The organism is Mucilaginibacter conchicola (assembly GCF_003432115.1).
Lineage (GTDB): Bacteria > Bacteroidota > Bacteroidia > Sphingobacteriales > Sphingobacteriaceae > Mucilaginibacter > Mucilaginibacter conchicola.
Map to the genome: position 1 here is coordinate 1,236,321 of NZ_QWDC01000001.1, position 26,597 is coordinate 1,262,917.

A 26,597-nucleotide genomic window follows, 5' to 3' on the forward strand; every position below is an offset into this window, starting at 1 on the left:
TTTCATTTATACCGGTATTAAATATCTCGTGCTGTTTAAAATCACGAACTGGTATTTTAACAACAATTGTGTAACAATGTTTAGCCTATCCTATCTAATTTTAGCAAAAAACCCACACACTCATGCTAAGCATACGCAACATTGTTAAACAATACGCGGGGCACCGCGCTTTAGACGATGTAAGCCTGGAAGTTGAAAGCGGCAAAATATTCGGGCTGCTTGGCCCAAATGGCGCCGGTAAAACCTCGCTTATCCGTATCATTAACCAGATCACCGCGCCGGATTCGGGCGAGGTGTATTTTAACGGCGAACGTCTTAACCAATCTCATATTGAACGTATTGGCTACCTGCCCGAAGAGCGCGGCCTGTACAAAAAAATGGAGATAGGCGAACAGATGATCTACCTGGCCCGCTTAAAAGGCCTAAGCCGCGCCGATGCTACCACGAGGCTTAAATTCTGGTTCGATAACCTGGGCATGGAAAGTTGGTGGAAAAAGAAGATAGAAGAGCTATCTAAAGGTATGCAGCAAAAAGCTCAATTTGTAGCTACGGTGCTGCACGAGCCTGATCTGATCATCCTTGATGAGCCTTTTAGCGGTTTTGACCCCGTTAATGCCGAACTCATCAAAAACGAGATCCTGGAGCTGAACAAACAAGGCGCTACCATCCTGTTCTCCACCCATCGCATGGAATCTGTTGAGGAACTTTGTGATGCTATTGCACTCATCCATAAATCGCACAAGATATTGGATGGCAGAGTGAAGCACATCCGCAACTCCTACAAGAACGAAACTTATTTGATTGAATATACCGGTGATAAACTAACTTTTGATGGCTCTCAGCCTTTCAATATTGTCAGTGAAACCGATGGTGATGATAACAGTCATATCATTAAAATTAAGCTTAATGGCGGCTCCGCAAATGATGTTTTGCAATACCTGTTGCCAAAAACGCGCATCAACATGCTGCAAGAGGTTATCCCTACCATGAACGAGATATTTATTGAAAAAGTAAACCTAACCGCATAACATCATGAAAAAAGTTTTACTCATTATACAACGCGAATACCTTACCCGTGTGCGCAAAAAGGCTTTTTTAGTGATGATGCTGGTAGTACCGGTACTTATTGCCGGCATGACCAAGCTGATAGCCTACGTTGCTAAAGACAGCGACCAGGTAAGCAAACCACAAACCGTTAAGGTAATTGATGAAAGCCACTTGTTTGAAGGTAAACTAAAAAATGCTAAAAATATCCAGTTCATCCCTACTGATGAAACTTTAGATAAGGCTCAAAAAGGTTTAGCCGATAACGAAGACCTGTCTATCCTGGTTATATCTAAAGATTACTCAAGCAAGCCTGTTCAGTTCCTCTCTAAAAAGAAACCCTCATTTGCGCTTACCGGCGAAGTAGAGAACCAGATGAACGAGATAGCATCAACCAACACCATGTTGGCTAATCATATTGATACGGCTTTACTGAATAAGGCCAAAAAGAATAAGGTTAGTATTAACGCTTTAGAAGTTACCGATGCAGGCACCAAAGATGCCGACGTAGGTACAAGTATGGGCGTAGGTGTAGCCTGTGCTATTTTGATCTATATGTCGTTGTTTATTTATGGTGCCCAGGTGATGCGCGGCGTTATCGAGGAGAAAACAAACCGCATTATTGAAGTGATCATCTCATCGGTAAAACCATTTCAATTGATGCTGGGTAAGATCATTGGCGTTGGCCTGGTTGGCTTAACACAGTTTGGTGCATGGATAATTCTCTCTGTTATTGTCACCAAAACAATGGGCAATAACGCAAGCGGCGGCATTATGGGGGCATTGCAAACTTTGCAGCATATCCCTTTTGGTTATATTTTGTTCTGTTTTATGTTCTATTTTCTGAGTGGTTACCTGTTGTACAGCGCGCTGTTTGCGGCGGTAGGCTCGGCGGTGGATAGTGAGACGGAAACGCAGCAGTTTATGTTCCCCATTACGTTGCCTTTACTGTTCACTTATCTGTTATCGGTTACGGTGCTTTTCCGCGCGCCTGATAGTCCGTTGGCAGTTTGGTTATCAATGATACCATTTACGGCACCGGTTGCCATGATGATCCGCGTGCCATTTGGCGGCGTGCCTGCCTGGCAGTTAGGCCTATCAATGGGCTTGATGGTGATAGGCTTTGTGTGCACTACTTATGTGGCGGCGCGTATATACCGTGTAGGCGTGCTGATGTATGGCAAAAAAGCCAGCTTTAAAGAGTTAGCCAAATGGTTCTTTTATAAAGAGTAAGCCCCCCAGCCCCCTGAAGGGGGAGCCGGAACTTTTAATATTACATCCCTGTAAGGCCTTTCTTGCAGGGATTTTTTATTTTAGCAGCCAATGAGCAAGCAAAAACGCGTAGCGGTGATGGACCTGGGTACCAACACCTTCCATTTATTGATAGCTGAGAAACTGGGTGATACTTTTGTAGAGGTACTGCGCGAAACGGCTGCCGTAAAGCTTGGCGAAGGCGGTATAAACCGCGGAGTCATCCTGCCTGCGGCTTTTGATCGTGGTATTGCTACCATGCAACACTTCAAAAAACTGATAGATGACAACCATGTTGATGAGATAAAAGCCATAGCTACCTCCGCTATTCGCAGTGCCGGCAATGGCCAGGATTTTATTGCTACGATAAGGCAGCAAACCGGCATCGTGATAGACCTCATCACCGGCGACCAGGAAGCTGCGTACATTTATCAGGGCATAGACGCCAGCGGCGTACTTACAGAAGATAACGCGCTCATTGTTGATATCGGCGGCGGAAGCGTAGAGTTCATCATAGCCAACAGCGATGAAGTACTCTGGAAACAAAGTTTTGAAATTGGTGCTGCGCGGTTAATGGATAAGTTCCACAAAGTTGACCCTATCCCCGTTACATCTATCAAAGAACTCACAACCTTCCTTAACGGCAAACTGGGCGACCTATTTGTAGCGGCCGGTAAATACCGACCAAGCATTCTTGTAGGTTCATCAGGTGCTTTTGAAAGTTTTGCCGAAGTGATAGAACTAAAAAAAGGCCGCAGCTTTGATATCCGCCAGGCAAAAACCTATGAGTTTGATATCGACGAATTGCTGGGCCTGATAGAATTGCTCATCAAATCGAACCATAAACTGCGCGCCAGTATGAAGGGCATTATTCCCGTACGTGTAGATATGATCGTTACCGCCAGTTTGCTTACCATCTATATTATGCAAAAAATGGGCATAGCCGATGTAAGCATGTCTACATGGTCGCTTAAAGAGGGTGCTATGGTGCAGGCCATGCGGTCATGAACTAAAAACGCCTAAAACACAGGTAGAGAAGCCCGCTATTACCAGCAGCAGCCCCGCTAAAGCCCAGGCCCATTTTTGTACAACCGCTGCCACTATAAGGCAAATAAAAGCATGCGCACCGGCAAATATAAGAGATGCAAACGCCCAATCGCCTTTATCTAAGGTTGCTGAGAGGATAATGGTGTAGCCAATGAACACGGCGAAATTGATGCCTACTATCTTCATCCCGCTGTTTTCGGGACCGCCTTTTTTTGGTGGCGGGAAAGGAATTGGTTCTTGTTCCATATTAAACGTTCTCCATTTCTTGTCTTATCTGTTCCAGGTACTCGCGTTTATCATCGCGGTAAAACAGGTTCATGGTCTCAAAAGGGATGATCTGCATATCCTTGTTCACAATATGCACGCACGATTTTTTGATGGCGCGCACATCAAAATTCTGCGCATCAATAAATTGCATAATAATTACCCTGAACAGGTTATCATAACTCAACTGGGGAGCGTCTATCTCGGGCAAACAGCACATTATAGAGTGCAGGTGCTCTTTGGCCTTATCAACCGAGTTACCCGTACTGAACATATTTAAGAGGTGCATCTTAAGGCGCTCATCGTTCTCATAAACTATTGTATTCTTCGAGTTATCCAGCAGATCATCCGGGTTTATCATCCGCGTAAGCGGAAACACTTCGCCATTAAGCTTTAAAGCGTACCCCATCACCAAAACATCAGGGTTACACGGTACCGGAATCAGATCGTTTGCATTAAATACTTTTGTTTGCTCCAGGATGGCCGATCGTACTTCGGTAAGGGTATACCTATCAGTAGCCGGATCAAAGTTGGTGAGGCGGCCTGCCTGTTGCGTAGGCTGCAGGGTTACGCCGCGCACGCATGGTTGTTTCAAAGCATATTCTATTATCTCGCCTATCTCATCAGTGTTCAATCCCTTTTGCAAGGTAACTACCAGCGTGGTAGACAGGTTATATTTATTGAGGTTAGCAATAGCTTTTGCACGCACCTCGCGCAGGTCTTCGCCGCGTAGTTCCATCAGTGCTTCTTTTTTGAAAGAATCAAACTGCAGGTAGATCTCAAAATCGGGCTGATAAGTGGCCAGTCGTTTAACAAACTCTTCGTCTTTAGCTATGCGGATACCGTTAGTGTTCACCATCAAATGTTTGATGGGCTTAGTTTTGGCAATATCCAGTATCTCAAAAAATTGTGGATGCACGGTTGGCTCGCCGCCGCTTATCTGCACTACATCGGGTTCGCCCTCATTGGCTACAACTACATCCAGCATCTGCTCTATCTCCTGCAAGGTGCGGTGCCTTCCGTAATGCGGCGATGACATGGCATAACAGGTTGGGCAGGTTAAGTTACACCTGTCTGTAACCTCAACTACAGTAAGACAAGAGTGCTGTTCATGATCCTGGCACAGGCCACAATCGTAAGGGCAGCCATAATGCGTTTTGGCATTAAATTTAAGCGGCATTTCGCTGCGCTTGGCATAGTTGCGGCAGTTTTTATAATAGTCAACATCAGTGGCTATCAAAACTTTTTCGAAACCATGCTGGCGGCAGTTCTTCAGCATAAAAACCTTATCGTCCTCAAATACTATTTTGGCATCAACCCGCTTTAAACAGGTTGAGCATATACTGAGGGTAAAATCGTAGTAGATGTATGGGCGTTCAGGCATGTTTTAAAAGCAGGGTTTTAGGTTGGGTAAATACTTTATAATAATACAAAATACCGGCAATACATACCAGTTGAATTACACCAAGCCCGAAACTAAACACGTAATTGGGCTTAATAAATTCTATCAACAAACGAAAAACCAAATAGGACGAAAGAAATATTTTAAATCGTGCCCCATCAGCCAGCGGCTGCTTACGCTCGGTGATATAAAGGGTTATCCAGAGCAGTATCCAATAAAGTATCTCGTATAAATTGGTGGGGTGCCGGTGAACACCATCACCAAAGTCAATAGCCCAGGGCAGGTTGCTGGCAACGCCATAAGTACCATCCTCAAGCCCGGCAAAAAAACAACCGGTGCGGCCAATAAGCATAGCCAGTATCAGCGGGTAAACCATCAAGTCGCCTGATGATGCGGTAACGCCTATTTTTTTCTTGGTGAACTCCACGCCTATCAAACCACCAAGCAATCCGCCTACAATGGTTTTATTCCCCATAAAATAAACCAGGCTAAATTTTGAAAGTAACTCAAGATGTTCAAAAACACCTACAATGTGCGAACCCAGGAATGCCCCTGCGGCCGCCCCCACAAAAATGACCATGCGGTGGTTGGCGTTTATCTTATCATGCATTTTGCCGCGCTGATAACTATAGTACCTGTAACCTATAAAATAGGCCAGCGTTTCGCAAATAAAGTGCACGGGAATGTGCCCCTTGCCCAAAGGTATGTTTAACGGGAAGTGCATCACTGCACCTAAGTTATTAAAAACAGCGTTAACACCTGCAAGCTTAGTGTTTAAATACCCGTTTTACTTTATGCCATACACGTTTATGCAAAGGTGGCCTCTGTACATATACAGGTTCACCAAGCATCATTGAGCTCATTTTTAAACTGATGGCCGGCAACTCGGCAGACGTCGAGCCCAGGCTAAGTTCTGCAGTATTGTAGCCCACAAAACTAAAAACAAGACTTGTGGCGGTTGATGGCACATTTAAATAAAACTCGCCGTTAACGTTGGTTTGTGTACCAATTTGCATCCCTTTTATTATAACGCTTACACCAGGCAATCCTTGGTTTTCTTCATCTAACACCTTGCCTTTTACTCTAACGTAAGTAACAGAATCAGTTAGATCAGATGCATCAGTTCTAAAAGCCCTCGGCGACTGCTCTGTTTTAACCGGTGCAGTTTTCTCGGCTTTAACCGAATTATTGAACAACATAGCAATAGACGCCGCTATGGCAAAGCGCTGCCACAAGAAAGCTGGTTTGGCTACACTAACCAGTTTTGCATTTACCGATTCAAGCTTTTCCTTTGTAAACCTGCCGCAAACTTTTCCATTGGTGTTTAGATAGTTGATGATCTCGCTATCGGTCATTCGGGTAAAATCCACAACGATCTTTTGGCAGCTTTGGCAGTGGCGGCCCTGATCGGCGGGTGTCATATCGTTCCAGTTCTGGTGGCAGGGCTGCGGGATGCTGATGTTGGTGATGGCTTGCATAATTTTGGTTTTTATAGGTAAGATGCGGCTGCGAATCAGATTCCATAAATTATTTTCACCTTTTTAAAATAGCGATATCGTTACCGACGCCGCGCCGGTATTTAGCTCCATCATTTGTATATTGCCCTGCTATAACACGATACATGAAAAAGTTCACAGTTGCCACTCTGTTGCTGTTTGCGGCCAGCTTTGCCCGTGCGCAGAAAAATCCGAACGATACCATTACGAGCAACTATCAGCCATCGGTGCTGTTCTCTCCCCTGCCATACAAAGGCAAAGGCGACGAATTTCACTCTGCCAATGGCGAACCAGGACCAAAATACTGGCAAAACCGCGCTGATTATAAGATAGCCGTAACGCTTGATACCGTGCGTAAAACCATCAAGGGCGACGTGGCCATTACCTACACCAATAACAGCCCGGATGCGTTGCAATATCTTTGGCTACAACTGGATCAGAATACTTATAAAAAAGATGCCCGCTCAAACTTTGTAACGGGCACGCAGGCGCAGCAGCATACCAGTGGTTACGAGATAGAATCGGTTGAGCTAATAAGCGGCACTACCCGTAAAAAGGTAGAATATAAAGTGACCGATACCCGCATGCAAGTACGTTTAGCACAGGCATTGGGGAAAGGCAACATCGTTTTAAACATTAAATACCATTATACTATCCCCGGCAACTTTGGCAACCGCACCGATTTTGTAGATACCAAAAACGGCAAGATCTACGAGATAGCGCAGTTTTTCCCGCGGATGTGTGTTTATGATGACAGCCGCGGCTGGGCTACCGCGCCTTTTCTGGGTAGCGGCGAGTTTTACTGCGAATACGGTGATATCGACTACAGCGTGACTGCACCATGGGACATCATCGTGGCAGGCCCCGGCGACCTGCTGAACCCTAAAGAAGTACTGACCGCCACGCAGATAAACCGACTGGCACAAGCCCACAACAGCGATAAAACTATCATGATCCGCACTGCTGATGAGATCAATTCGCCATCATCGCGCCCGGTTAATAAAGGCACGCTTACCTGGCACTACAAAATGCTGAACACACGCGATGTGGCTTTTGGTGCATCTAAGGCCTACATCTGGGATGCCGCAAGGGTTAACCTGCCGGGCGGCAAAAAGTCGCTGGCTATGTCGGTTTACCCGGTAGAGAGCCAGGGCAACGCGGCCTGGGGCCGCGCCACGGAATACCTCAAAAAATCCATGGAATATTTTTCCGAGAAATGGTTCACTTACCCATGGCCAACTGCCATTAACGAGGCCGGCATTGCAGGCGGCATGGAGTATCCCGGCATTGTATTCGATGGTATTAACGATAAAGGCAGCGAGTTGTACTGGGTAACTGCACACGAGATAGGCCACAACTGGTTTCCGATGATAGTAGGCAGCGATGAGCGACGCTTTGCCTGGATGGATGAAGGATTGAACACCTTTATTGATATCTACGCTTCAGACGCGTTTAACAACGGCGAATACGCGCCCAAACGCGACGGAGAATATGCACCCGGCGGCGGTAACCCTGCCGATGAGATCATAGAGCATATTATCGATCCGGCATCGCCCAGCATTATGACACAACCCGATGCTATCCCTGAAAAATACCGCCATCCGCTTACGTATTTTAAGCCGGCCTTTGGTTTGGTGCTGCTTCGCGAACAGATCTTAGGCCACGACAGGTTCGACTACGCCTTTAAGAATTACACCCACAAATGGGCCTACAAACACCCGCAACCCGATGACTTTTTCCGCGCAATGGAAAATGGCAGCGGCGAAGACCTGAACTGGTTTTGGAACGGATGGTTCTACAATAACTACAAGCTGGATATTGCGCTGATAGACGCCAAATACATCGATAACAAGAAAGCCGTACAGCTTACCATCGCCAACAAAGAAATGATGGCCATGCCATTTACCGTTGAACTGAAGTTTAAAGATGGCAGCAAGCAGCGCACCTATTTCCCGGTAGAGACATGGCTGCAAAATAAAGTGACCAATTTTACTATTCCTGTTTCGCAGGAGGTAGTGAGTGTGGTGATCGATCCGGATAATGCGTTGCCTGATGTGAACAGGAAGAATAATAGTAAGAAATTGTAATAAACACTCTGTCATTTCGAACGAGGAACGAGGAGAAATCTTCTACACACGATACTTACACCGAAGAAGATTTCTCCTCGCGACCGCTCGTTCGAAATGACATGGTTAGTTGAATGGTTTCTCTGTGAAGCTAACGGATTCTTCGCTGTCGCTCAGAATGACAAATTATTGAAGTTTCTTCAACTGCTGATAAACCTTCTCGGTAGGTAAGCCTACCACGTTGGTATAAGAGCCATTGATACGCTCAATGCCTATCAGGCCGATGCGTTGTTGTATGCCGTATGAGCCGGCTTTATCGTAGGGTTTGTATTCGTCAACGTAACTGATGATCTCTTCATCTGTTAGCTGGCGGAAGAAAACTTCAGAGCGGTCGTAAAATTTATTGTAATGGCCTTTGTAGAATAAACAAACGCCAGTGTAAACCTCATGTACTTTGCCTGATAGGCGTTGCAGCATTTCAATAGCATGCTCGCGCGATTCTGGTTTGCCTAATATCAGGCCATCAATGGCAACAATAGTATCGGCAGTAAGCACAACCTCATCATTCACATCCTCATCAAAGGCTTCGGCTTTTTTTGAGGCGATGTAAACAGCTATCTCGGCAGGGGTTAATCCATCAGGGTACGATTCATCAACCTCTTTTAAAACCACACGGAAATCAATATCCATCAGCTTTAAAAGCTCCTGCCTGCGCGGCGATTTTGATGCAAGAATAATTTTTTGGTTCATGGTTAATGGTTCATAGATCATGGTAGCTGAAGATCATAGTTTATAGATCATGGTTCATGGCAGTTTCTATGAACTATCAACCATGAACTACTAACTAAAATCTACCAGCTATATGCCTTCTCGTTCATCCAGGTGCCTTGTACCTTCATCACCTTCTCTATTACCTCGCGGACGCAGCCACGGCCGCCGGGGATAGGTGATACATAGCTGCAAATGGCTTTTATCTCTTCGGCAGCATCGGCAGGGCAAACAGGCAGGCCAACCATTTTCATGGTCTCCAGATCCGGGATATCATCGGCCATATACAATACTCTCGATGGGTGGATACCCTTCTCTTGCGTGTACAGCTTAAACCTGTCCACCTTGGTATGGGTGCCCAGGTAAACATCTTTAATACCCAAACTATTTAAACGGAACAATGCACTTTTTGACCTGCTGCCCGATATAGCTGCTACATTATAACCGCTTTTAACAGCCAGTTGCAGCGCATATCCATCCTTAATATTAAACGCACGGCTTTGCACGCCGGTCTCGGTCACAAAAACAGAGCCGTCGGTCAACACGCCGTCCACATCAAAAATAAAGGTGGTAATATCGTTAAGCTTGGTTAAAAAGGATTCCATCTTTTTAATTTGTCATTGGGTCATCGGGTCATTGAGTCATTAGCTTTTAACTGCCAACTATCAACTGCCCACTGCAAACTGATTATTGGTTATCGCGCCATTCGTAAACCCAGGCGCTTTGGATCTGCTCCAGGTGGCCTTCGTTTGATTCTTCGCGAGTGCCGGCGAAGTGCGGCAGGCTTAATACCCACTCCAGCAAGTCAGTGAAGCGGATGCGGTATATTTTCGATTCGCCAAATTCATCGCCAAACTTTTCATAAAGGCCCATGGCAATGTCTTCGTAGTCGTTCCAGTGAATCGGCAGTGCGAATTTATCGTTACTCATTTTTTATCTTGATTCTTGATTCTAAATCTCTTAACTCTGATTTATTAGTGGCCCATAAAGCCTGATTGATCCGGCAGGGTAACTTCAATGTCGCCATCAATTACCACACATTGGCAACCCAAACGCGAGTTGATGCGCGGGTTAACAGCACGGTCAATAAAGTCTTCTTCCTTGTCAGATATCTCCTGAAGGTTATCCATGCCTTTATTTACGTATATATGGCAAGTACTGCAGCCACAAACGCCACCGCAATTGTGCTGTAGCTCGATGCCATTCTCAAGGCAAACGTCCAATACAGATTCCCCTTCGGCTATAGGCAGTTCCACGCTCTCGTGGTCGGCTTCCTCAAAGTTGATCTTTACTTTAAAAATATTCATTTGGGCAAAAGTAACAAAATTACCTGTCCCCGTTAACCTTGTTGTGGTTTTTGATAATATCCTGACTTAGCATCTTATAAACATCCTGCAAATGCGGTTGTTTATCAAGCAATTGCAAGTGTGCAGCCATTGTACTTTCATCGTTACGCACGGCAGGCCCGGTTTGCACCGTAAATGGCGAATGCTCTTTTATTTTATCGGCCGTCTCGGCTATCAGCGGGCGCAGCAGGTTAAAGCTCATGCCGCTATCTTTCAGCAAACCTTCTCCTACGCCATACAGGTGGTTGGTAAAGTTACAGGCAAATACCGCCGCCAAATGCAATACTTTGCGCTGCGCGGATGAAATGCGAGATACGTTGTTGCTGATGTCGCGAGCCAAATTTTCCAGCGTTTTGGTGATAGCTTCGTCCGCCCCCTCAATACACATGGGTACATCCCTAAAGTTAAGCTCCTTTGTTTTGCTGAAGGTTTGCAGGGGATAAAACACACCGGCCTGCTGTGTAAGCTCCAGCATGGGAGTTAATTCTACCGCGCCAGAGGTATGGGCGATAAGTTTACCGTATTTATCCAATTGCTTTACCGTATCCAAAATTGCATCATCCTTTACCGAGACAATGAAGATATCAGTGTCGGTAGTAAGGGCATTCAGGTTGTCCGTGGCCTCGGCACCAACGTGGTAAGCCAGCAAAGCAGCATTATGCAAATTACGACTGTACACCTGCACAATGCGATGGCCAGCATTTTTTAACGCGGCAGAAATATGTGTGGCTACATTGCCCGAACCGATGATGCTGATGCGCATGGCGTGGAAAAATAGGTGAGCAGCAAAATTAAATAAATCCGTTATTTTTATTCCGCAATTCCAACAACCTGATTTTATAATGAAGTTTCTGAGAAAACTATTGAGCGCACTGCTCATCATCATCATTTTTGGTGGTGCTGCCCTATTTATTATCTACTACTTTAAAAACATCGAGAAAAAAGAGATCACCCATGAGCTCCGTAAAAACACTAATGGTAGTTACATTGAGCTGAGCCAGGGCTTTACCCATTACGAGCTCGACGGCCCCGATACCGGCAAATTAGTGGTGCTATTGCATGGCTTCAGCGTCCCCTATTATATCTGGAATGGCACCTACGAATATCTTACCTCGCACGGCTTTAAAGTTTTAAGATATGATATGTATGGCCGCGGGTTTTCTGACAGGCCCGATGTGACTTATGATAAGCAATTTTACTTTCAGCAACTGAACGAATTAGTAGATCAACTTCATCTTAAAAAGCCCTTCAGTATTGTTGGTGTATCGTTCGGCGGGATGCTGGCTACAGATTATACCGCTGCCTATCCTGATAGAGTGAACAAAGTGGTACTGGTAGATCCGGCCTATGGCACAGAGCATCCAACACAGCCGCGTTTTGTTGCCGATTTTATGGATGCCATCGATCCCGAGAAACGCGCCCTTGGCCAGATGGATGATTTTAAATATCCAGATCGCCACCCTAACTGGGTTGAGCAATACCGCCCGCAGATGGAATATAAAGGTTTTAGGCATGCGCTTATTTCTACACTTTACGATTATCGCGCCAGCTACAACCCTACCGAAAGTTATAATTCTCTTAACAATCAGCACAAACCGGTGTTATTAATTTGGGGTAAGGAAGATAAGACCGTGCCTTTTGCCTACAGCGATGAGGTGCGCAAGCTGCTTAAAACCGAATTTTTACCGGTTGATGATGCCGCGCACCTGCCCCATTTGGAGCAGCCCGATGTGGTGAACCCTGCGCTGGTAACATTTTTGAAAAAATAACATCTAAACATAAAACACACAAACCTATGGACACTTCACTAATTACAACAAGCACCGCTTTAGAAGGCTACAAAGTAACCAAACACCTTGGCGTGGTACGCGGCATTACCGTGCGCAGCCGCAGCGTGGTAGGCAACTTTGCCGGTGGTATACAGTCACTATTTGGCGGCCGCCTTTCGGTTTACGTTGAGCTGTGTGAGAACGCCCGCGAGGAAGCATATCACCTATTGATACAACACGCACAGGCCCTTGGTGCCAACGCCATCATTAACATGCGTTACGATGCCAACGAGGTTATGCAAGGCATTACCGAGGTATTGGCTTACGGTACTGCCGTTATTGTTGAGAAAGCGGAGTAGAATATTCACTCCCAATATGTCATTTCGAACGAGGTACGAGGAGAAATCTTCTACGGTGTAAGTATCGCTTGCAGAAGATTTCTCCTCGCTGCCGCTCGTTCGAAATGACATTTTTTGTTTAATCCTTTCATTGTTGGTGTCCTCACCAACAATTTCTAACAGTCACCGCTTGTTGGTGAGGACACCAACAAGAATGAATGCCGCCCGCGCCGTTGTTGGTGTTGTCACCAACAACATTTTACCGAATACACTATATTTGCCACAAACACCATGCTTATGCAAACTATAAAGCAATATATAGATGATAACAAGCAGCGCATGCTCGATGAGCTTTTTGAGCTTTTGCGCTTCCCTTCTGTTAGTGCCGACCCAAAATACGCACCCGACGTACTGAAAACTGCCGATTACGTAGCCCAAAAACTACGCGATGCCGGAGCGGACAACGTTGAGGTTTGCCCTACTGCCGGCTACCCTATTGTTTACGGCGAAAAACTTATTGACCCGGCAAAACCTACGGTTTTGGTTTATGGCCACTACGATGTACAACCACCAGATCCTTTGGAGCTGTGGCATACCCCACCCTTTGAGCCAACCGTGCGCGATGGTAAGATTTACGCCCGCGGCGCTTGTGATGACAAAGGTCAGTTTTATATGCATGTTAAAGCTTTTGAGCTGATGATGCAGACAGATGGCCTGCCATGTAACGTAAAGTTTATGATTGAGGGAGAGGAAGAAGTAGGTTCAAACAACCTTGGCATCTTTGTAAAAGCTAACAAAGAGCGCCTGAAAGCTGATGTGGTACTGATATCTGATACCTCGATGATCAGCATGGAGCACCCATCGTTAGAGACCGGTCTGCGCGGCTTATCATACCTGGAAGTGGAAGTTACCGGCCCTAACCGCGACCTGCACTCGGGCGTGTACGGTGGTGCGGTAGCCAATCCCGCAACTATTCTTGCTAAGATGATCGCTTCGTTACATGACGATAATAACCATATTACCATCCCCGGTTTTTATGATGATGTAATTGAACTAACCGAAACCGAACGCAAAGAACTTAACGCAGCACCTTACGACGAGGATGAATACAAGAAAGACCTTGATATAGCCGAAGTTTGGGGCGAGAAAGGTTACACTACTTTTGAACGTACCGGCACCCGCCCAACCCTTGAAGTGAACGGCATTTGGGGTGGTTACATTGGCGAAGGTGCTAAAACCGTGCTGCCATCAAAGGCCAACGCCAAGATCTCGATGCGTTTGGTGCCCAACCAAACTTCAGAGCAGATCACTAAGCTGTTTACCGATCATTTCCTGAAAATAGCGCCACCTTACGTAAAGGTAAAAATAACGCCACACCATGGCGGCGAACCGGTGGTTACCCCTACTGATAGCGTTGCCTATCGTGCAGCACAAAAAGCCATTGCAGAAGCATTTGGCAAACAGCCTATCCCAACCCGTGGCGGCGGCAGTATCCCCATTGTTGCGTTGTTTGAGGCTGAGTTAGGCATAAAAACCGTGCTGATAGGCTTTGGCCTCGATAGCGATGCCCTGCACTCGCCAAACGAGAAATACGATATCTTTAACTACTACAAAGGAATTGAGACCATCCCATTGTTTCATAAGTACTTTGCAGAGTTGAGTAAGTAAGATCACTTAACAACTCTCCACGCGTCATTGCGAGGAACGAAGCAATCTCATAACTATACAGGGCCGCTTGTCCTAAAGAAATTGCTTCGTTCCTCGCAATGACGCTTTTTTATTTTTCACGCTTAAACACTAATCCTCTCACACCTTTCCAAAAACCCTTCATCCGCATCCGCTCCTATCCCTACTGCATCACTGATATTTAGCTTGTAGCCATCATAAGTTACACCGCCAACACATGGATCTTGCAGATGGCCCAACATGCAGGTATCCATATCATAGAATTTAATATTAGGGCTGGCGTAAACAAAGTGAAGTTTGCTGCTTAGTGCTATGCGGCTTTCCAGCATTCCGCCCATCATACAGGGGATACCATGTTCGGCTGCTACATTGTGGATCTTGCGCGCCTCGTGGATGCCGCCGGCTTTGGCCATTTTTATATTGATGTAGTGGCAACTTCCGCTTTCAATCTGCTTGCGGGCATCATGTTGATTGTAAACGCTTTCATCAGCCATAATTTTAACCAGCGATAGCTGCATCAGCACGGGCAGCTTATCATCATACCAGGTGCGCATGGGTTGTTCGCAGAACTCGATATCGTATTCGGCGATGGTTTGCAGAGCAAAAACAGCTTCGTCAAACGTCCAGCCTTGATTGGCATCAACACGTATCTTCAGATCGGGGCCAATGGCTTGCCTGATGGCTTTGATGCGTTCAGTATCTGTTTGGGCATTCTTGCCTAACTTCACTTTCAGGATCTTAGCGCCATTGACCTTAAATTGAATAGCTTGCCTGGCCATATTTTCCGGTGAGGAAATACCAATAGTGATATCGCTCTCTACCTCGCGCTTTTGGCCGCCCAGGAATTTATAGAGTGGCAGACCGGTATGTTTGGCGGCAATATCATACAAAGCCATATCAAAAGCACTTTTTATGGTAGTGTTACCAGCGGTAAAACTGTGCAGTTCCTGCAATCGTGTTTCGATATCCAAAGCATCTTTACCTTTCCATAAACGGGCAAACTCTTTGGCCATCACCAGGCAGGTATCCTGGGTTTCGCCTACTATCATGGGGAAGGCCGAGCATTCGCCAACGCCGTAAAAACCGGCATCGGTATGCACGCGGATAAATACATTTTGGGCATGATCCATAGTGCCGGTGGCAATAGTAAATGGCTCCATGGGGATGCTGAAGCGGTAGATATCTACAGAGGTAATTTTCATAGTGACGCTTTTTGCTAAAATAAGTTATTAAACATGCCACCCGAATAAAAAATAAAGCGAAATTTAAATAACCTTAAACTCAACACTTCTATGAATGCAGAGGAACAAATTGCAAGTCATATTGCCGGCCTTGCCAATGAAAAACGCGCCGAAGTACAAGAGTTACACACGCTCATCCTTCAATGGTTGCCTGCTACTAAGCTTTGGTTTGATGATGGTAAAAACGAAGACGGAAAAACTGTAACCAATCCTACCATCGGCTATGGATCGCACATTATAAAATATGCGGATGGCAAAACAAAGGAGTTCTTTCAAATAGGTGTAAGCGCAAATAAATCGGGTATATCTGTTTATATACTCGGCATCCCCGATAAAAACTATCTGCCCCAAACCTACAAACAGATCATAGGGAAAGCAACTGTAACAGGCTACTGCATTAAATTTAATAAACTAAAAAACGTTAACATTAACGTGCTTGAAGATGCTATTCTTAATGGGGTTAAGATAACAGGTAAAAGCTGATCATCCCATACAAAAATAGAGTACTATAACAATGAGTAGCTGAACACCTATTGCTGCCAAAAGTCTGCTAATACCATTTGTCTTTAACTTACTAAAGATATATACAGCAACAGATATCAGAAACATAAACAGCGCAAGCACTGTAACAATCAACAAGTTTGGGCCTTCCGGGTCATCGATAAACAAAAACAGTGCTCTTGAACAAAGCATAGCGGTTACTGCCAGTATGATGAGTGAGATAGTTTTTGAGCGGTAATACATTCCTGTAGCTTCGTTCTTTAACATACATAAATGTAACTATTTCAAACCTATACGCACAATATTTGCAACTCAACACATTTACTGTATATTTGCGTTACTACAAAGTATTCCATTTTAGTTCTCCGGTTTCCGCCTTCATCCTGTGAAACTGATCATGAGCTGAAAAACTTTTCAAGAACTTATTTAATTAAAAAATATTCATGGCATTAACCAATTTGCCTGGTCCGTTTGATTATAACTCAACCAGGAGCAAACTTTTACTTACAGAATACGGCCGCAATGTGCAAAACATGGTGAAATACATTGTTGCACTGCCTACTAAAGAGGAACGTAACCGCTACGCACAGGTCGTTATCGACCTGATGGGTTTTCTTAACCCCCACCTGCGCGATGTTGCCGACTTTAAGCACAAACTTTGGGATCACCTGCACATCATCTCAGGCTTTCAGTTGGATGTTGATTCGCCGTATCCAAAACCAACCGAAGAGGCTATTCACATTAAACCGGAGCCTTTAAAGTATCCGAATCAGCGTATCAGATCGCGCCATTACGGTAAAACTATCGAGCTAATGATCCAGAAAGCGAAAAGCATTGAAGAGCCTGAGCGTAAGCGCCACATGGTGCAGGCCATTGCCAACTTCATGAAAATGGCCTACGTACAATGGAACAAAGATTCTGTTGCCGATGAGATCATCCTTAACGACCTGTATTCGTTATCAAACGGTGAGTTGAAACTGGAAGAGAACGTTAATCTTAACAAAGTTGAGTTCCGTACCAATCAGAACAATCAAAACAACAACAATAACCGCGGTCGTCAAAACAACCAGAATAACCGCGGTGGCGGCGGTGGTGGTGGCGGTCGTCAGAACAATAACAACAATCAGAACCGTAATAACAACCAAAATAACCGCAACCGTAACAACGGCGGGGCTAAGAAATATTAAATAGTTAATAGATAATAGTTCATGGTTCATAGCTTTTAAAACGCCATTTTTTTGCAGATAAATTTTATAATCTTTGTGGCGTGATAGCGATTACAGCATACTTATTGCTATGAACTATCAACCATCAACAATGAACTAAAAACCACTATGAATAACGCATTCCAGATACAGGGCGGTAAAAAGCTTAAAGGAGAAATTATCCCTCAGGGCGCAAAAAACGAGGCCTTACAAATTATATCTGCCGTATTACTAACCGGCGAAAAAATGACCATTAGCAACATCCCGGATATACAGGATGTTAACAAACTGATTGAGCTTTTGGGTGATATGGGCGTTGAGGTGAATCGCATCTCTCGCGATACGGCAACCTTTGAGGCTAAAGAAATTGACCAGGATTTTTTCAACTCTGAAGCATTTAAAACCAAAGGTGGTGGCCTGCGTGGCTCTATCATGATCTTGGGTCCGCTGTTGGCGCGTTTCGGCAGTGCATCTATCCCAAAACCGGGCGGCGATAAAATTGGCCGCCGCAGGCTGGATACTCACTTCCTGGGTTTCGAGAAATTGGGTGCACGCTTTGATTTTAACCCCGAGAATGGTTTTTATAACGTAGATGCATCAAACCTGCAGGGTACTTATATCCTGTTAGATGAAGCATCGGTTACCGGCACAGCTAACATTGTGATGGCTGCCGTATTGGCAAAAGGCACAACCACTATTTATAACGCAGCTTGCGAACCATACCTGCAACAGCTTTGCAAAATGCTTAACCGCATGGGCGCCAAGATCAGCGGTATCGGCTCAAACCTGTTAACCATTGAAGGTGTAACAGAACTGGGTGGTACCGAGCACCGTATGCTGCCGGATATGATAGAGATAGGCTCGTTCATTGGCCTGGCTGCCATGACCGGTTCTGAGATCACCATTAAAGATGTACACTACGACGAGTTGGGTATGATCCCTGACGTATTCAAACGCCTTGGTATTAAGCTGGAGCGCCGTGGCGATGATATCTACATTCCTTCTCAAGATCATTACGAGATTGATACTTTTATCGATGGCTCGTTATTGACTGTTGCAGATTCACCATGGCCGGGCTTCACTCCCGACCTGCTGAGCATTGTATTGGTTGTAGCTACACAAGCAAAAGGCTCTGTGCTGATTCACCAGAAAATGTTTGAGAGCCGTTTGTTCTTTGTGGATAAACTTTTGGACATGGGTGCCAATATCATCCTGTGCGACCCGCACCGCGCAACTGTTATCGGTTTGGATAAACAAATTCAACTGCGTGGTATCTCCATGACCTCGCCCGATATCCGTGCAGGTGTGTCGTTACTGATCGCTGCTTTATCGGCACAAGGCCAGTCTACCATTTACAATATCGAACAAATAGAACGCGGCTACCAGAATATTGATGACCGCCTACGTGCCCTTGGCGCGGATATTAAACGCGTTTAAATATTAGGTGAAAGGTAAAAGGCGAAAGGTTAAGAGTTTTAAACTCTTAACCTTTCGCCTTTTCAATCTTTTCGACTCTTCCCATCATCATCTTTTACCTTTTACCTTTCCCCTTTTACCTTCCCCCTCTTTTCACTACATTTATGGCTTCCAGCACAATCAACCTGAGATGCCATATAAGAACCGGAAATCATCGTACTTCCCGTTTATACTGATATTTGTTGCCATTAAGGTTATTCTTAACCTTTTTGCGCTTAACAACTTTGGCTTTCATCGCGATGAATTGCTGCATTTGGTACTGGGCGATCACCTGGACTGGGGTTACAAAGAAGTACCGCCGTTTATAGCCTTGCTGGCCAAGATAACGCTCAATGTATTCGGCGATTCGGTTTTTGCAGCGCGCATATTCTCTACCCTTGCCAGCGGATTAATTATATGGCTTACCGGACTCATCACGGTTGAACTGGGTGGTAAACGCTTTGCCATTACCGTTGCCTGTTTAGCGCTCATCTTCTCCCCTGCTTTTGCAGCCAGCGGATATTTGTTTCAGCCCGTGGTGTTCGATCAGCTTTGGTGGGTTTTGACGGTTTGGTTGTTCATCAAATACCTTAACACTGCCGATGTACGCTACCTCTACTGGTTGGGCGCTGCCGTTGGTTTGGGTATGCTTACTAAGTACACCATGGCGTTCTTCACGGCATCGCTCATTATCGGTATTTTGATAAGCAGGGAGCGTAAACTACTTTACAATAAGCATGTATTTTTTGCTGCGCTGGTTGCTACCGCGATATTTTTGCCGAACGTAATATGGCAGTTTGCCCATCACCTGCCGGTTATACATCACATGCAAGAGCTGCGCGAAACGCAGCTGGATTACGTACATCCCATGGATTTTATTGAACAACAGGCCTTAGTGAATGGCACAGCGTTGTTTGTGTGGTTAACAGGCTTCATTGCCCTGTTTGTGGCCTTCAGGCTGCGCAGATTCAGGTTTATGGCGATAGCTTATATCCTGATATTCCTGTTTTTGCTGAAGATGAATGGAAAGAGTTACTACATCTTCGGGGCTTACCCAATGCTATTCGCTACAGGTGGTTTTGCTTTTGAACGGATACTAAAACGCAAAGCTTACTTACTGCGCACAGTTACTCTGCTGATAGTAGTTATCCCTAACATGCTTTTGTTGCCGATGCTGCTACCGATATTGCCTTTGCAAGACACCGTGGCCTTTATTAAAAACAAAACAGAGCGTTACCCTTTCATGAAGTTTATAGTGACCTGGGAAGACCAGAAACAGCATCCGCTCACTCAGGATTATGCTGACATGTTGGGCTGGGATGAGATGGCCAAAAAAGCTGCTGATGTTTACCACAGCCTAACACCCGAGCAACAAAAGAACACCCAGCTATTTGCCGATAATTATGGCGATGCAGGCGCCATGCACATATACCGCCATAGATATCATTTGCCGGAAGTGGTATCACTTAACAGCAGTTTCCAGCTCTGGGCCGCAGATAATTTAAACGCCAAGTACATCATATATGTAGATGACGATGACAATGTGGAAACCCGCTTAAGCAAAGTGGTAGGCAGCTACAAGCTAATGGGCGAGGTGACCACTCCGCTTGCCCGTGAGCACGGCACCAGGATCTATCTGCTTACTGATCCATCGCCTAAATTGAATGAGATATACCGGGCGGAGCTGGCTAAGAAACGATTGCAGTAAAACGCTGAAACACTGCGCGCAAATTGTTGTTAAGCATCCATATTAATTACAGATATGCGCGGCCTTAAAACGATATTGTTTCTTACTATATCTAACACCTTCATGATTTTTGCCTGGTACGGGCACCTCAAATTTAAAGAATACAGCTGGGGTAAAAACCTCGGTCTGCTATCCATCATCCTCATTAGCTGGGGAATGGCATTTTTTGAATACCTTTTTCAGGTACCGGCCAACCGCGCAGGGTTTAAAGAGGACGGCGGCCCGTTCTCCCTGGTGCAGCTCAAAACTATACAGGAAGCCATTACGCTTATCATTTTCATGGTATTTACCCTCTTATTTTTCAAAACCGAAAAACTGGGCTGGAACCATTTGGTTGGGTTTAGTTTGATCGTGTTGGCGGTGTTTGTGATATTTAAGAAATGGTGACATAGGCCATCGCCCTCTCCACGCGTCATTGCGAGGTGCGAAGACAACCGACCGAAGGGAGCTCATTGATACCTTAAAGAAAAATTAAACACATCAATAATCCCTTTAAGACAGTCTGCTTTGTATAGTTCGGAGATTGCTTCGTTCCTCGCAATGACGTGGTTTTTCGCGCCCTTGTTGGTGTTGTCACCAACAAGACGTGTTTAAGTCCATAAGCCACGCGTCATTGCGAGCGTAGCGTGGCAATCCTCAGCTTACAGAACCGCTCTGTATATCGAGGATTGCCACGTCGCTATCGCTCCTCGCAATGACGGGGTTGCCAATCAAGGTCAAAAATCCCACCCCTTTTCACCGACCCAAATCCGCCCTTTACCGACCAAAACCTGCACTGTGTCTAATTTACACTTATTGGCTGTAACGAAATCTTTTTGGGGGCGTCATATCAGTGTAGTTAACAAAACAACATTACATATATTATTCATAATCAAAATATTAATAGCCATGAAAACAAGAATTTTAACCATCGTAGCCGTAGCATTTATGGCCATGGTAAGCACCAAAACCACCTTCGCTAATACCTTTAACGGTAACGAAAAAGAGGCAACCGTTTTAACCAACATCAGCAAGATCAACAAAATTGAGATCCACGGAAATGTTGAGCTTTATGTATCTGACGGCGCTGCCGACCAGGTTAAAGTTTACAACAAGTACTATGCTGAGAATGCTTTGGTACAAAGCCAGAACGGCGTGTTACGCATCTCATCATATACTGATCAAAAATTGGTAGTGTGGGTTACCGCGAATGACTTGCAAGCTATTGCTGCTTACGATAACGCCGAGGTAAAGTCATTTGGTAACTTATCAAAAGTTGAGTTGAACGTAAGCCTTTATAACAGCGCCACTGCCGACTTGAAACTGGAAGCTTACAAAGCAAACGTTACGGTTAACGATGCAGCCAAAGTAACCCTTGCAGGTAACGTGAACGATTACAGCCTTGCATACACCAAACCGGCCAACGTAGAGCACGATAGCCTGGTAGCTGTAAATGCCGTAAAAACTCAGATCGTAAAAGCCAACACTTTATCAAGTTTATAATAGCAACAGGCTCAAAACCTTATCCGTTCTTTAAGGGCCATCGTTTAAATTGAATGATGGCTTTTTTAATTTTTAATGTAACTTCATGCGGCGAAGCATCGTCAAAAACACTAAAACTAAACCCTTATGAAAACCTCACTTAAAATATCGCTCTTAATCGCTTTAGCTTTTACTATCGCTTTAACCTCATCATGTAAAAGGTTCCGCTGCAAAAAAGGATCGGGCAATGTAAAAACCGAGACCCGCAAAGTTGGTGAGTTCACCAAGCTGGAGATCTCAGGCGGTTATAAGGTAACCCTTAAACAGGATAGTTCACAAAGCGTAACCATTAGTGCCGATGATAACCTGATGCAATACATCCAAACCAACTTAGATGGCAAAACGCTTGAGATAAAAACCAAACGCAACATTTGCGGCAGCCATGAAATTACCGTTGTAGTTGGCGTACGCAACCTGGATGAGCTGAAAGCATCAGGTGGTATCGAGATAAAAACCGACGGTAAGCTGAACGCCAAAAACTTTGACCTCGACCTTTCAGGTGCGACCAAAGTGGAGATGGACCTTAGCGCAGCTGCTGTACATGCCGAAGGATCGGGCGCTACCGAGTTAGACCTGCGTGGCCAGGCAGCATCTGCCGATGTGCACTTAACAGGATCAGGTAAAATAAACGCTCTGGATTTTGTGGTAGGCCGCTATAACCTTGAAACTACCGGCGCAGCAGAGTGCAACATTAACGTATTAAACGAGCTGAATGTACATAGCACAGGTGCATCTGACGTAAAATACCGCGGTACACCATCAACCGTAAATACCGATAAAACCGGTGCAGCATCGGTTAAAAAGATCGACTAATAAAAAGCTGGTTTTTATTTATACCCTATTGTAACGCATGACGGCCACTGGTCGTCATTGCTGTTTTAAAAGGTATTTTATTAAAAACCATCACAATGAAAAAATTTAAAAAATGGGCGGCATACACCGTTATCACATTATTGCTGGTTGTAGTTGCAGCCGTATCATACATTACCCTTGCCCTGCCAAACGTAGGCGAGCCAAAAGACATTAAAGTTGATCTTACTCCGCAGCGCATTGCCCGCGGTAAATACCTGGCCAATTATGTTGCCGTTTGTATTGATTGCCACTCTACCCGTAAATGGGGCGAATTTGCAGGCCCTATTGATACTACGCATATTGGCGCGGGCGGCGAGCATTTTGATCAAAACATCGGTTTCCCGGGCGATGTGTATGTGCCCAACATCACCCCATCAAATTTAAAGACCTGGACGGATGGCGAGCTTTACCGTGCCATTACTACCGGTGTGCGTAAGGATGGCTCGGCCATATTCCCTATTATGCCCTACTCATCTTACGGCAAAATGGACCAGGAAGATATTTATAGCATTATAGCTTATATCCGTACCCTTAAGCCGTATAACAACACCTACCCTGCCCGCAAGTTGGATTTCCCGCTGAATGTCATCGTTCACACCATGCCGGGTAAAGCGGCAGAAACAACCCGCCCTGCAGAGAAAGATACTGTGGCCTATGGTAAATACCTCATCACTACGGCTGCCTGTGCAGATTGCCATACAAAAGATAAAGGCCTTGATTATGGTGGTGGTGCCGAGTTTGGTATGCCGGGCGGTACAGTGCGCTCTGCCAACCTTACTGCTGATGCTACCGGTATTGGCGCATGGAGCAGGGAAATGTTTATTGCAAAGTTTAAACAATACAGTGGCAATGCTAAAACCCACGCCGTTAAACCGGGCCAGTTCCAAACGGTGATGCCATGGTACCGTTACAGCAACATGAGCGTAAATGACCTGGGTGCCATTTACACTTATCTGCGCAGCGTAAAGCCTGTAAAAAACAAGGTGGTTAAATTTAGCGTAAAGCAAAACACAAAAGGCTGATTATTCTAAAAATAAATTCATACTTTTGCGCCTCTAATTTTGTATTGCCGCCTACCATAAAACGGCTATACACAACACATTAACAAAACGGTAAAAGATGAATATATCACAGGAGAAAAAAGACGCCCTGAATGCAACTTTAACTATCAGTCTTAGCCCGGCCGATTATCAGCCGCAGGTTGATAAAGCCATTAAAGAACAAGCTAAAAAAGCGCAACTTCCGGGTTTCCGCAAAGGCATGGTTCCGGCGGGCCACATCAAAAAAATGTACGGTAAAAGCATTTTGGTTGATGAGATCAATACTTTGTTATCAGACAAGCTGAACAAATATATTGAAGACGAAAAGCTTGAAGTATTGGGCCAGCCCCTGCCAAAGCTTGATGACGAGAAAGAATACAACTGGGACTTTAACGATGAGTTTGAGTTTGTTTACGAGTTAGGTTTAGCGCCTGAGTTTGCTGTTGATTTCTCATCAAAAGATAAATTGACCCAATACGTGATCAAAGTTGATGCTGAGACATTGGCTTCACGCGAGAAAAACATCCGTCGTGCGTATGGCAAAATGACAAACCCTGACGTATCGGCAGATGATGACGTACTTTATTCGGTATTAACGCAACTTTCTCCGGATGGTTCTGTTTTTGAAGGTGGCATTAGCAACACTACATCTGTACGTTTAGACCAGATCAAAAACGAAGAGGTTAAAAAATCTCTGATCGGTTTAAAAAAAGATGATGTAGTTACTTTTGATATTCAGAAAGCTTTTGATAACGATGCAGCTAAAGTTGCCGGTTTATTAAAAATTGAAGAAGACGAAGCAGCTGAGTTAAAATCAAACTTCCAGTTAACGGTTAAAAATGTTAACCGTTTAGAAGAGGCAGATCTTAACCAGGAGTTCTTTGATAAATTGTTTGGTGAAGGTGTTGTAACAACCGAAGAAGGTTTCCGTGAGAAGATCACTGAAGAGCTTGAGACCATGATGCAACAGGACAGCGAGCGCAAATTGCAAAACGATATCTATAACCTTACTTTAGATAAAGTACAATTTGAATTGCCTGATGAGTTCCTGAAACGCTGGTTAAAAGCAACCAACGAAAAACTATCTGACGAAGAGTTAGAAGGCGGTTATGCAGACTTTGCTAAAAACCTTAAATGGACGCTTATTGCTAACAAAATTGTAGTTGATAACAAAATTGATATCAAATACGATGAAGTGTTTGCTTACGCTAAACAAAGCCTGAACAACCAGTTCAGAATGTACAGCCAGCAATCATTAACCGAAGAGCAATTGGCACAATACACTGTTCAGTATCTGCAAAACAAAGAAAATGCAAACAAGATATTTGAAGAAGTGAAAGCCGTTAGGGTTTTTGATTACATTAAAGGTGTAATTACCCTTGATAAAAAAGAGATATTGTTCACAGATTTTAACAAACTGGAAGACTAATAACTCTCTTACATAATACTTTTACCAAAAGCATTTGCCCAAAAAGGCAGGTGCTTTTGTGTTTATAAACAAAAATGTCATTTCGAACGAGCATGAGCGAGGAGAACCGGAACGAAGTGGAGCTCATCGAAGATAAATCTTCTGCAAGCGGCTTTATGCTGAACAGGTCGCTTGCAGAAGATTTCTCGTCACCCCTATACATTGGCCGGCACTTCTGTTCGCTCGAAATGACAGGTTGGCGAGAAAGACAGGCCCGGGCTTAATTTTTACTTTCTAAAAACTATATTGTTCTAAATCTATTCAACTAAAAACTATATTTAACCCATAACATCTAAAAAGAATAAACAACATACATCATGAGTAGTATTGCAGATAAAAACGAATTCCGAAAATACGCTGTTAAACACCACCGTATCAGCAGCACTTACGTAGATAAATTTATTGGCGGCGTAAACCGCGCATCAAGCCCATCCGGTATTGTTACCGGCCCGGGCATCACCGGCATGACGCCGTACATCATCGAAGAGCGCCCGATGAACATTGCCCAGATGGACGTGTTCTCGCGTTTGATGATGGACCGTATCATCTTCCTTGGCGATGCAATTTATGACCAAAACGCTAATATCATCCAGGCGCAGTTATTGTTCCTGCAATCGGCGGATGCTAAACGCGATATCCAGATCTATATCAACTCACCAGGTGGTTCGGTATATGCAGGTTTGGGTATCTATGATACCATGCAGTTCATCTCTAATGATGTAGCTACTATCTGTACAGGTATGGCAGCATCAATGGGTGCCGTGCTTTTAGTAGCCGGTACAAAAGGTAAACGTGCTGCATTGCCACACTCAAGGGTAATGATCCACCAGCCATCAGGCGGTGCGCAAGGTCAGCAATCTGATATCGAGATCACTTACCACGAGATCACCAAACTGAAGAAAGAATTGTACGAAATTATTGCTGAGCACAGCGGCGCCGATTACCAGAAAGTTTGGGATGCATCAGACCGTGACCACTGGATGATTGCCGAAGAAGCCAAAGAGTTTGGTATGGTTGACGAAGTGTTGAGAGCCAGCACAAGTAAATAATTATAATATAAACAATTAGCGGGTGAAATCCTTATAACAGT

General features: G+C 44.8%; 28 protein-coding genes. 17 read left to right on the forward strand and 11 right to left on the reverse strand.

Annotated features, from left to right (window positions below; translation table 11 throughout):
• The first annotated feature begins 122 nt into the window (after window positions 1-122).
• The 3 genes from D0C36_RS05385 (at window position 123) to D0C36_RS05395 (ending at window position 3,303) form a co-directional block, all read left to right on the forward strand.
• Window positions 123-1,028 carry an ABC transporter ATP-binding protein gene (locus tag D0C36_RS05385; protein WP_117390520.1) on the forward strand — a complete coding sequence of 302 codons (906 nt, stop codon included), beginning with the start codon at window positions 123-125 and terminating at the stop codon, window positions 1,026-1,028.
• Window positions 1,029-1,032: 4 nt separating this feature from the next.
• A complete protein-coding gene (locus D0C36_RS05390; RefSeq protein WP_117390521.1) occupies window positions 1,033-2,277 on the forward strand; it encodes an ABC transporter permease in 1,245 nt (414 codons plus the stop codon).
• A gap of 90 nt (window positions 2,278-2,367) precedes the next feature.
• A complete protein-coding gene (locus D0C36_RS05395; protein WP_117390522.1) occupies window positions 2,368-3,303 on the forward strand; it encodes a Ppx/GppA phosphatase family protein in 936 nt (311 codons plus the stop codon).
• Here the strand turns inward: D0C36_RS05395 and D0C36_RS05400 are convergent.
• From D0C36_RS05400 to D0C36_RS05415, 4 genes are read right to left on the reverse strand one after another with little or no spacing between them, the layout of a single operon-like run.
• Window positions 3,298-3,588 (reverse strand): hypothetical protein, encoded by a 291-nt coding sequence (locus D0C36_RS05400; RefSeq protein ID WP_117390523.1) that lies wholly within the window; start codon window positions 3,586-3,588, stop codon window positions 3,298-3,300. The two genes, D0C36_RS05395 and D0C36_RS05400, sit on opposite strands and share 6 nt — an antisense overlap.
• 1 nt (window position 3,589) lies before the next feature.
• On the reverse strand, window positions 3,590-4,990 hold the full coding sequence (locus D0C36_RS05405) for a radical SAM protein (RefSeq protein WP_117390524.1): 1,401 nt from the start codon (window positions 4,988-4,990) through the stop codon (window positions 3,590-3,592).
• Entirely contained in the window at window positions 4,983-5,732 is a 750-nt protein-coding gene (locus D0C36_RS05410) for a prolipoprotein diacylglyceryl transferase (RefSeq protein ID WP_117390525.1), read from the reverse strand. The genes D0C36_RS05405 and D0C36_RS05410 overlap by 8 nt, the downstream gene beginning before the upstream one ends.
• 43 nt (window positions 5,733-5,775) lie before the next feature.
• Window positions 5,776-6,486, reverse strand: a complete 711-nt coding sequence (locus D0C36_RS05415; RefSeq protein WP_117390526.1) for a carboxypeptidase-like regulatory domain-containing protein — start codon at window positions 6,484-6,486, stop codon at window positions 5,776-5,778.
• 143 nt (window positions 6,487-6,629) lie between these two features.
• Here D0C36_RS05415 and D0C36_RS05420 point away from each other — a divergent pair, with 143 nt between their 5' ends.
• A complete protein-coding gene (locus D0C36_RS05420) occupies window positions 6,630-8,591 on the forward strand; it encodes a M1 family metallopeptidase (protein ID WP_117390527.1) in 1,962 nt (653 codons plus the stop codon).
• 165 nt (window positions 8,592-8,756) lie between these two features.
• On the opposite strand, the gene D0C36_RS05425 is transcribed toward D0C36_RS05420, so the two are convergent.
• The 5 genes from D0C36_RS05425 to D0C36_RS05445 all read right to left on the reverse strand — a co-directional run bounded on the left by D0C36_RS05425 (window position 8,757) and on the right by D0C36_RS05445 (window position 11,447).
• The gene (locus tag D0C36_RS05425; protein ID WP_117391380.1) at window positions 8,757-9,320 is read right to left on the reverse strand and encodes a Maf family protein; all 564 of its coding nucleotides are present in this window, start codon (window positions 9,318-9,320) and stop codon (window positions 8,757-8,759) included.
• Window positions 9,321-9,421: 101 nt separating this feature from the next.
• Window positions 9,422-9,943, reverse strand: a complete 522-nt coding sequence (locus D0C36_RS05430) for a KdsC family phosphatase (RefSeq protein ID WP_117390528.1) — start codon at window positions 9,941-9,943, stop codon at window positions 9,422-9,424.
• Window positions 9,944-10,025: 82 nt separating this feature from the next.
• Window positions 10,026-10,268 carry a Fe-S cluster assembly protein IscX gene (gene iscX / locus D0C36_RS05435; protein ID WP_117390529.1) on the reverse strand — a complete coding sequence of 81 codons (243 nt, stop codon included), beginning with the start codon at window positions 10,266-10,268 and terminating at the stop codon, window positions 10,026-10,028.
• Between the two features lie 44 nt (window positions 10,269-10,312).
• Window positions 10,313-10,645, reverse strand: coding sequence for a 2Fe-2S iron-sulfur cluster-binding protein (locus D0C36_RS05440; RefSeq protein WP_095703935.1), 333 nt, complete (start codon window positions 10,643-10,645; stop codon window positions 10,313-10,315).
• 19 nt (window positions 10,646-10,664) lie between these two features.
• Window positions 10,665-11,447, reverse strand: a complete 783-nt coding sequence (locus tag D0C36_RS05445) for a Rossmann-like and DUF2520 domain-containing protein (protein WP_117390530.1) — start codon at window positions 11,445-11,447, stop codon at window positions 10,665-10,667.
• Window positions 11,448-11,526: 79 nt separating this feature from the next.
• Here D0C36_RS05445 and D0C36_RS05450 point away from each other — a divergent pair, with 79 nt between their 5' ends.
• The 3 genes from D0C36_RS05450 (at window position 11,527) to D0C36_RS05460 (ending at window position 14,459) form a co-directional block, all read left to right on the forward strand.
• Window positions 11,527-12,453, forward strand: a complete 927-nt coding sequence (locus D0C36_RS05450) for an alpha/beta fold hydrolase (RefSeq protein WP_117390531.1) — start codon at window positions 11,527-11,529, stop codon at window positions 12,451-12,453.
• Between the two features lie 26 nt (window positions 12,454-12,479).
• On the forward strand, window positions 12,480-12,812 hold the full coding sequence (locus tag D0C36_RS05455; RefSeq protein WP_117390532.1) for a YbjQ family protein: 333 nt from the start codon (window positions 12,480-12,482) through the stop codon (window positions 12,810-12,812).
• Between the two features lie 276 nt (window positions 12,813-13,088).
• A complete protein-coding gene (locus D0C36_RS05460) occupies window positions 13,089-14,459 on the forward strand; it encodes a dipeptidase (RefSeq protein WP_117391381.1) in 1,371 nt (456 codons plus the stop codon).
• A gap of 122 nt (window positions 14,460-14,581) precedes the next feature.
• Here the strand turns inward: D0C36_RS05460 and D0C36_RS05465 are convergent, their stop codons facing one another.
• Window positions 14,582-15,679 (reverse strand): mandelate racemase/muconate lactonizing enzyme family protein, encoded by a 1,098-nt coding sequence (locus D0C36_RS05465; RefSeq protein ID WP_117390533.1) that lies wholly within the window; start codon window positions 15,677-15,679, stop codon window positions 14,582-14,584.
• A 90-nt stretch (window positions 15,680-15,769) separates the two neighbouring features.
• Here D0C36_RS05465 and D0C36_RS05470 point away from each other — a divergent pair, with 90 nt between their 5' ends.
• Window positions 15,770-16,201, forward strand: a complete 432-nt coding sequence (locus tag D0C36_RS05470) for a DUF1801 domain-containing protein (RefSeq protein WP_117390534.1) — start codon at window positions 15,770-15,772, stop codon at window positions 16,199-16,201.
• On the opposite strand, the gene D0C36_RS05475 is transcribed toward D0C36_RS05470, so the two are convergent.
• Window positions 16,202-16,486 carry a hypothetical protein gene (locus tag D0C36_RS05475; protein ID WP_117390535.1) on the reverse strand — a complete coding sequence of 95 codons (285 nt, stop codon included), beginning with the start codon at window positions 16,484-16,486 and terminating at the stop codon, window positions 16,202-16,204.
• A 176-nt stretch (window positions 16,487-16,662) separates the two neighbouring features.
• On the opposite strand from D0C36_RS05475, the gene D0C36_RS05480 reads away from it, so the two are divergent.
• The 9 genes from D0C36_RS05480 (at window position 16,663) to D0C36_RS05520 (ending at window position 26,556) form a co-directional block, all read left to right on the forward strand.
• Window positions 16,663-17,406 (forward strand): DUF4290 domain-containing protein, encoded by a 744-nt coding sequence (locus tag D0C36_RS05480; RefSeq protein ID WP_117390536.1) that lies wholly within the window; start codon window positions 16,663-16,665, stop codon window positions 17,404-17,406.
• A gap of 147 nt (window positions 17,407-17,553) precedes the next feature.
• Window positions 17,554-18,861, forward strand: coding sequence for a UDP-N-acetylglucosamine 1-carboxyvinyltransferase (gene murA / locus D0C36_RS05485; protein WP_117390537.1), 1,308 nt, complete (start codon window positions 17,554-17,556; stop codon window positions 18,859-18,861).
• 169 nt (window positions 18,862-19,030) lie between these two features.
• Window positions 19,031-20,587 carry an ArnT family glycosyltransferase gene (locus tag D0C36_RS05490; RefSeq protein ID WP_117390538.1) on the forward strand — a complete coding sequence of 519 codons (1,557 nt, stop codon included), beginning with the start codon at window positions 19,031-19,033 and terminating at the stop codon, window positions 20,585-20,587.
• 54 nt (window positions 20,588-20,641) lie between these two features.
• On the forward strand, window positions 20,642-21,013 hold the full coding sequence (locus tag D0C36_RS05495; protein WP_117390539.1) for a DMT family protein: 372 nt from the start codon (window positions 20,642-20,644) through the stop codon (window positions 21,011-21,013).
• A gap of 501 nt (window positions 21,014-21,514) precedes the next feature.
• Window positions 21,515-22,108 carry a GIN domain-containing protein gene (locus D0C36_RS05500; RefSeq protein ID WP_117390540.1) on the forward strand — a complete coding sequence of 198 codons (594 nt, stop codon included), beginning with the start codon at window positions 21,515-21,517 and terminating at the stop codon, window positions 22,106-22,108.
• Between the two features lie 126 nt (window positions 22,109-22,234).
• A complete protein-coding gene (locus D0C36_RS05505) occupies window positions 22,235-22,960 on the forward strand; it encodes a head GIN domain-containing protein (protein WP_117390541.1) in 726 nt (241 codons plus the stop codon).
• A 95-nt stretch (window positions 22,961-23,055) separates the two neighbouring features.
• Entirely contained in the window at window positions 23,056-24,021 is a 966-nt protein-coding gene (locus D0C36_RS05510) for a c-type cytochrome (RefSeq protein WP_117390542.1), read from the forward strand.
• Between the two features lie 97 nt (window positions 24,022-24,118).
• Window positions 24,119-25,468: a trigger factor gene (gene tig / locus D0C36_RS05515; RefSeq protein WP_117390543.1), complete on the forward strand. Its 1,350-nt coding sequence runs from the start codon at window positions 24,119-24,121 to the stop codon at window positions 25,466-25,468.
• Window positions 25,469-25,824: 356 nt separating this feature from the next.
• Window positions 25,825-26,556, forward strand: a complete 732-nt coding sequence (locus D0C36_RS05520) for an ATP-dependent Clp protease proteolytic subunit (protein ID WP_117390544.1) — start codon at window positions 25,825-25,827, stop codon at window positions 26,554-26,556.
• Window positions 26,557-26,597 lie beyond the last annotated feature (41 nt).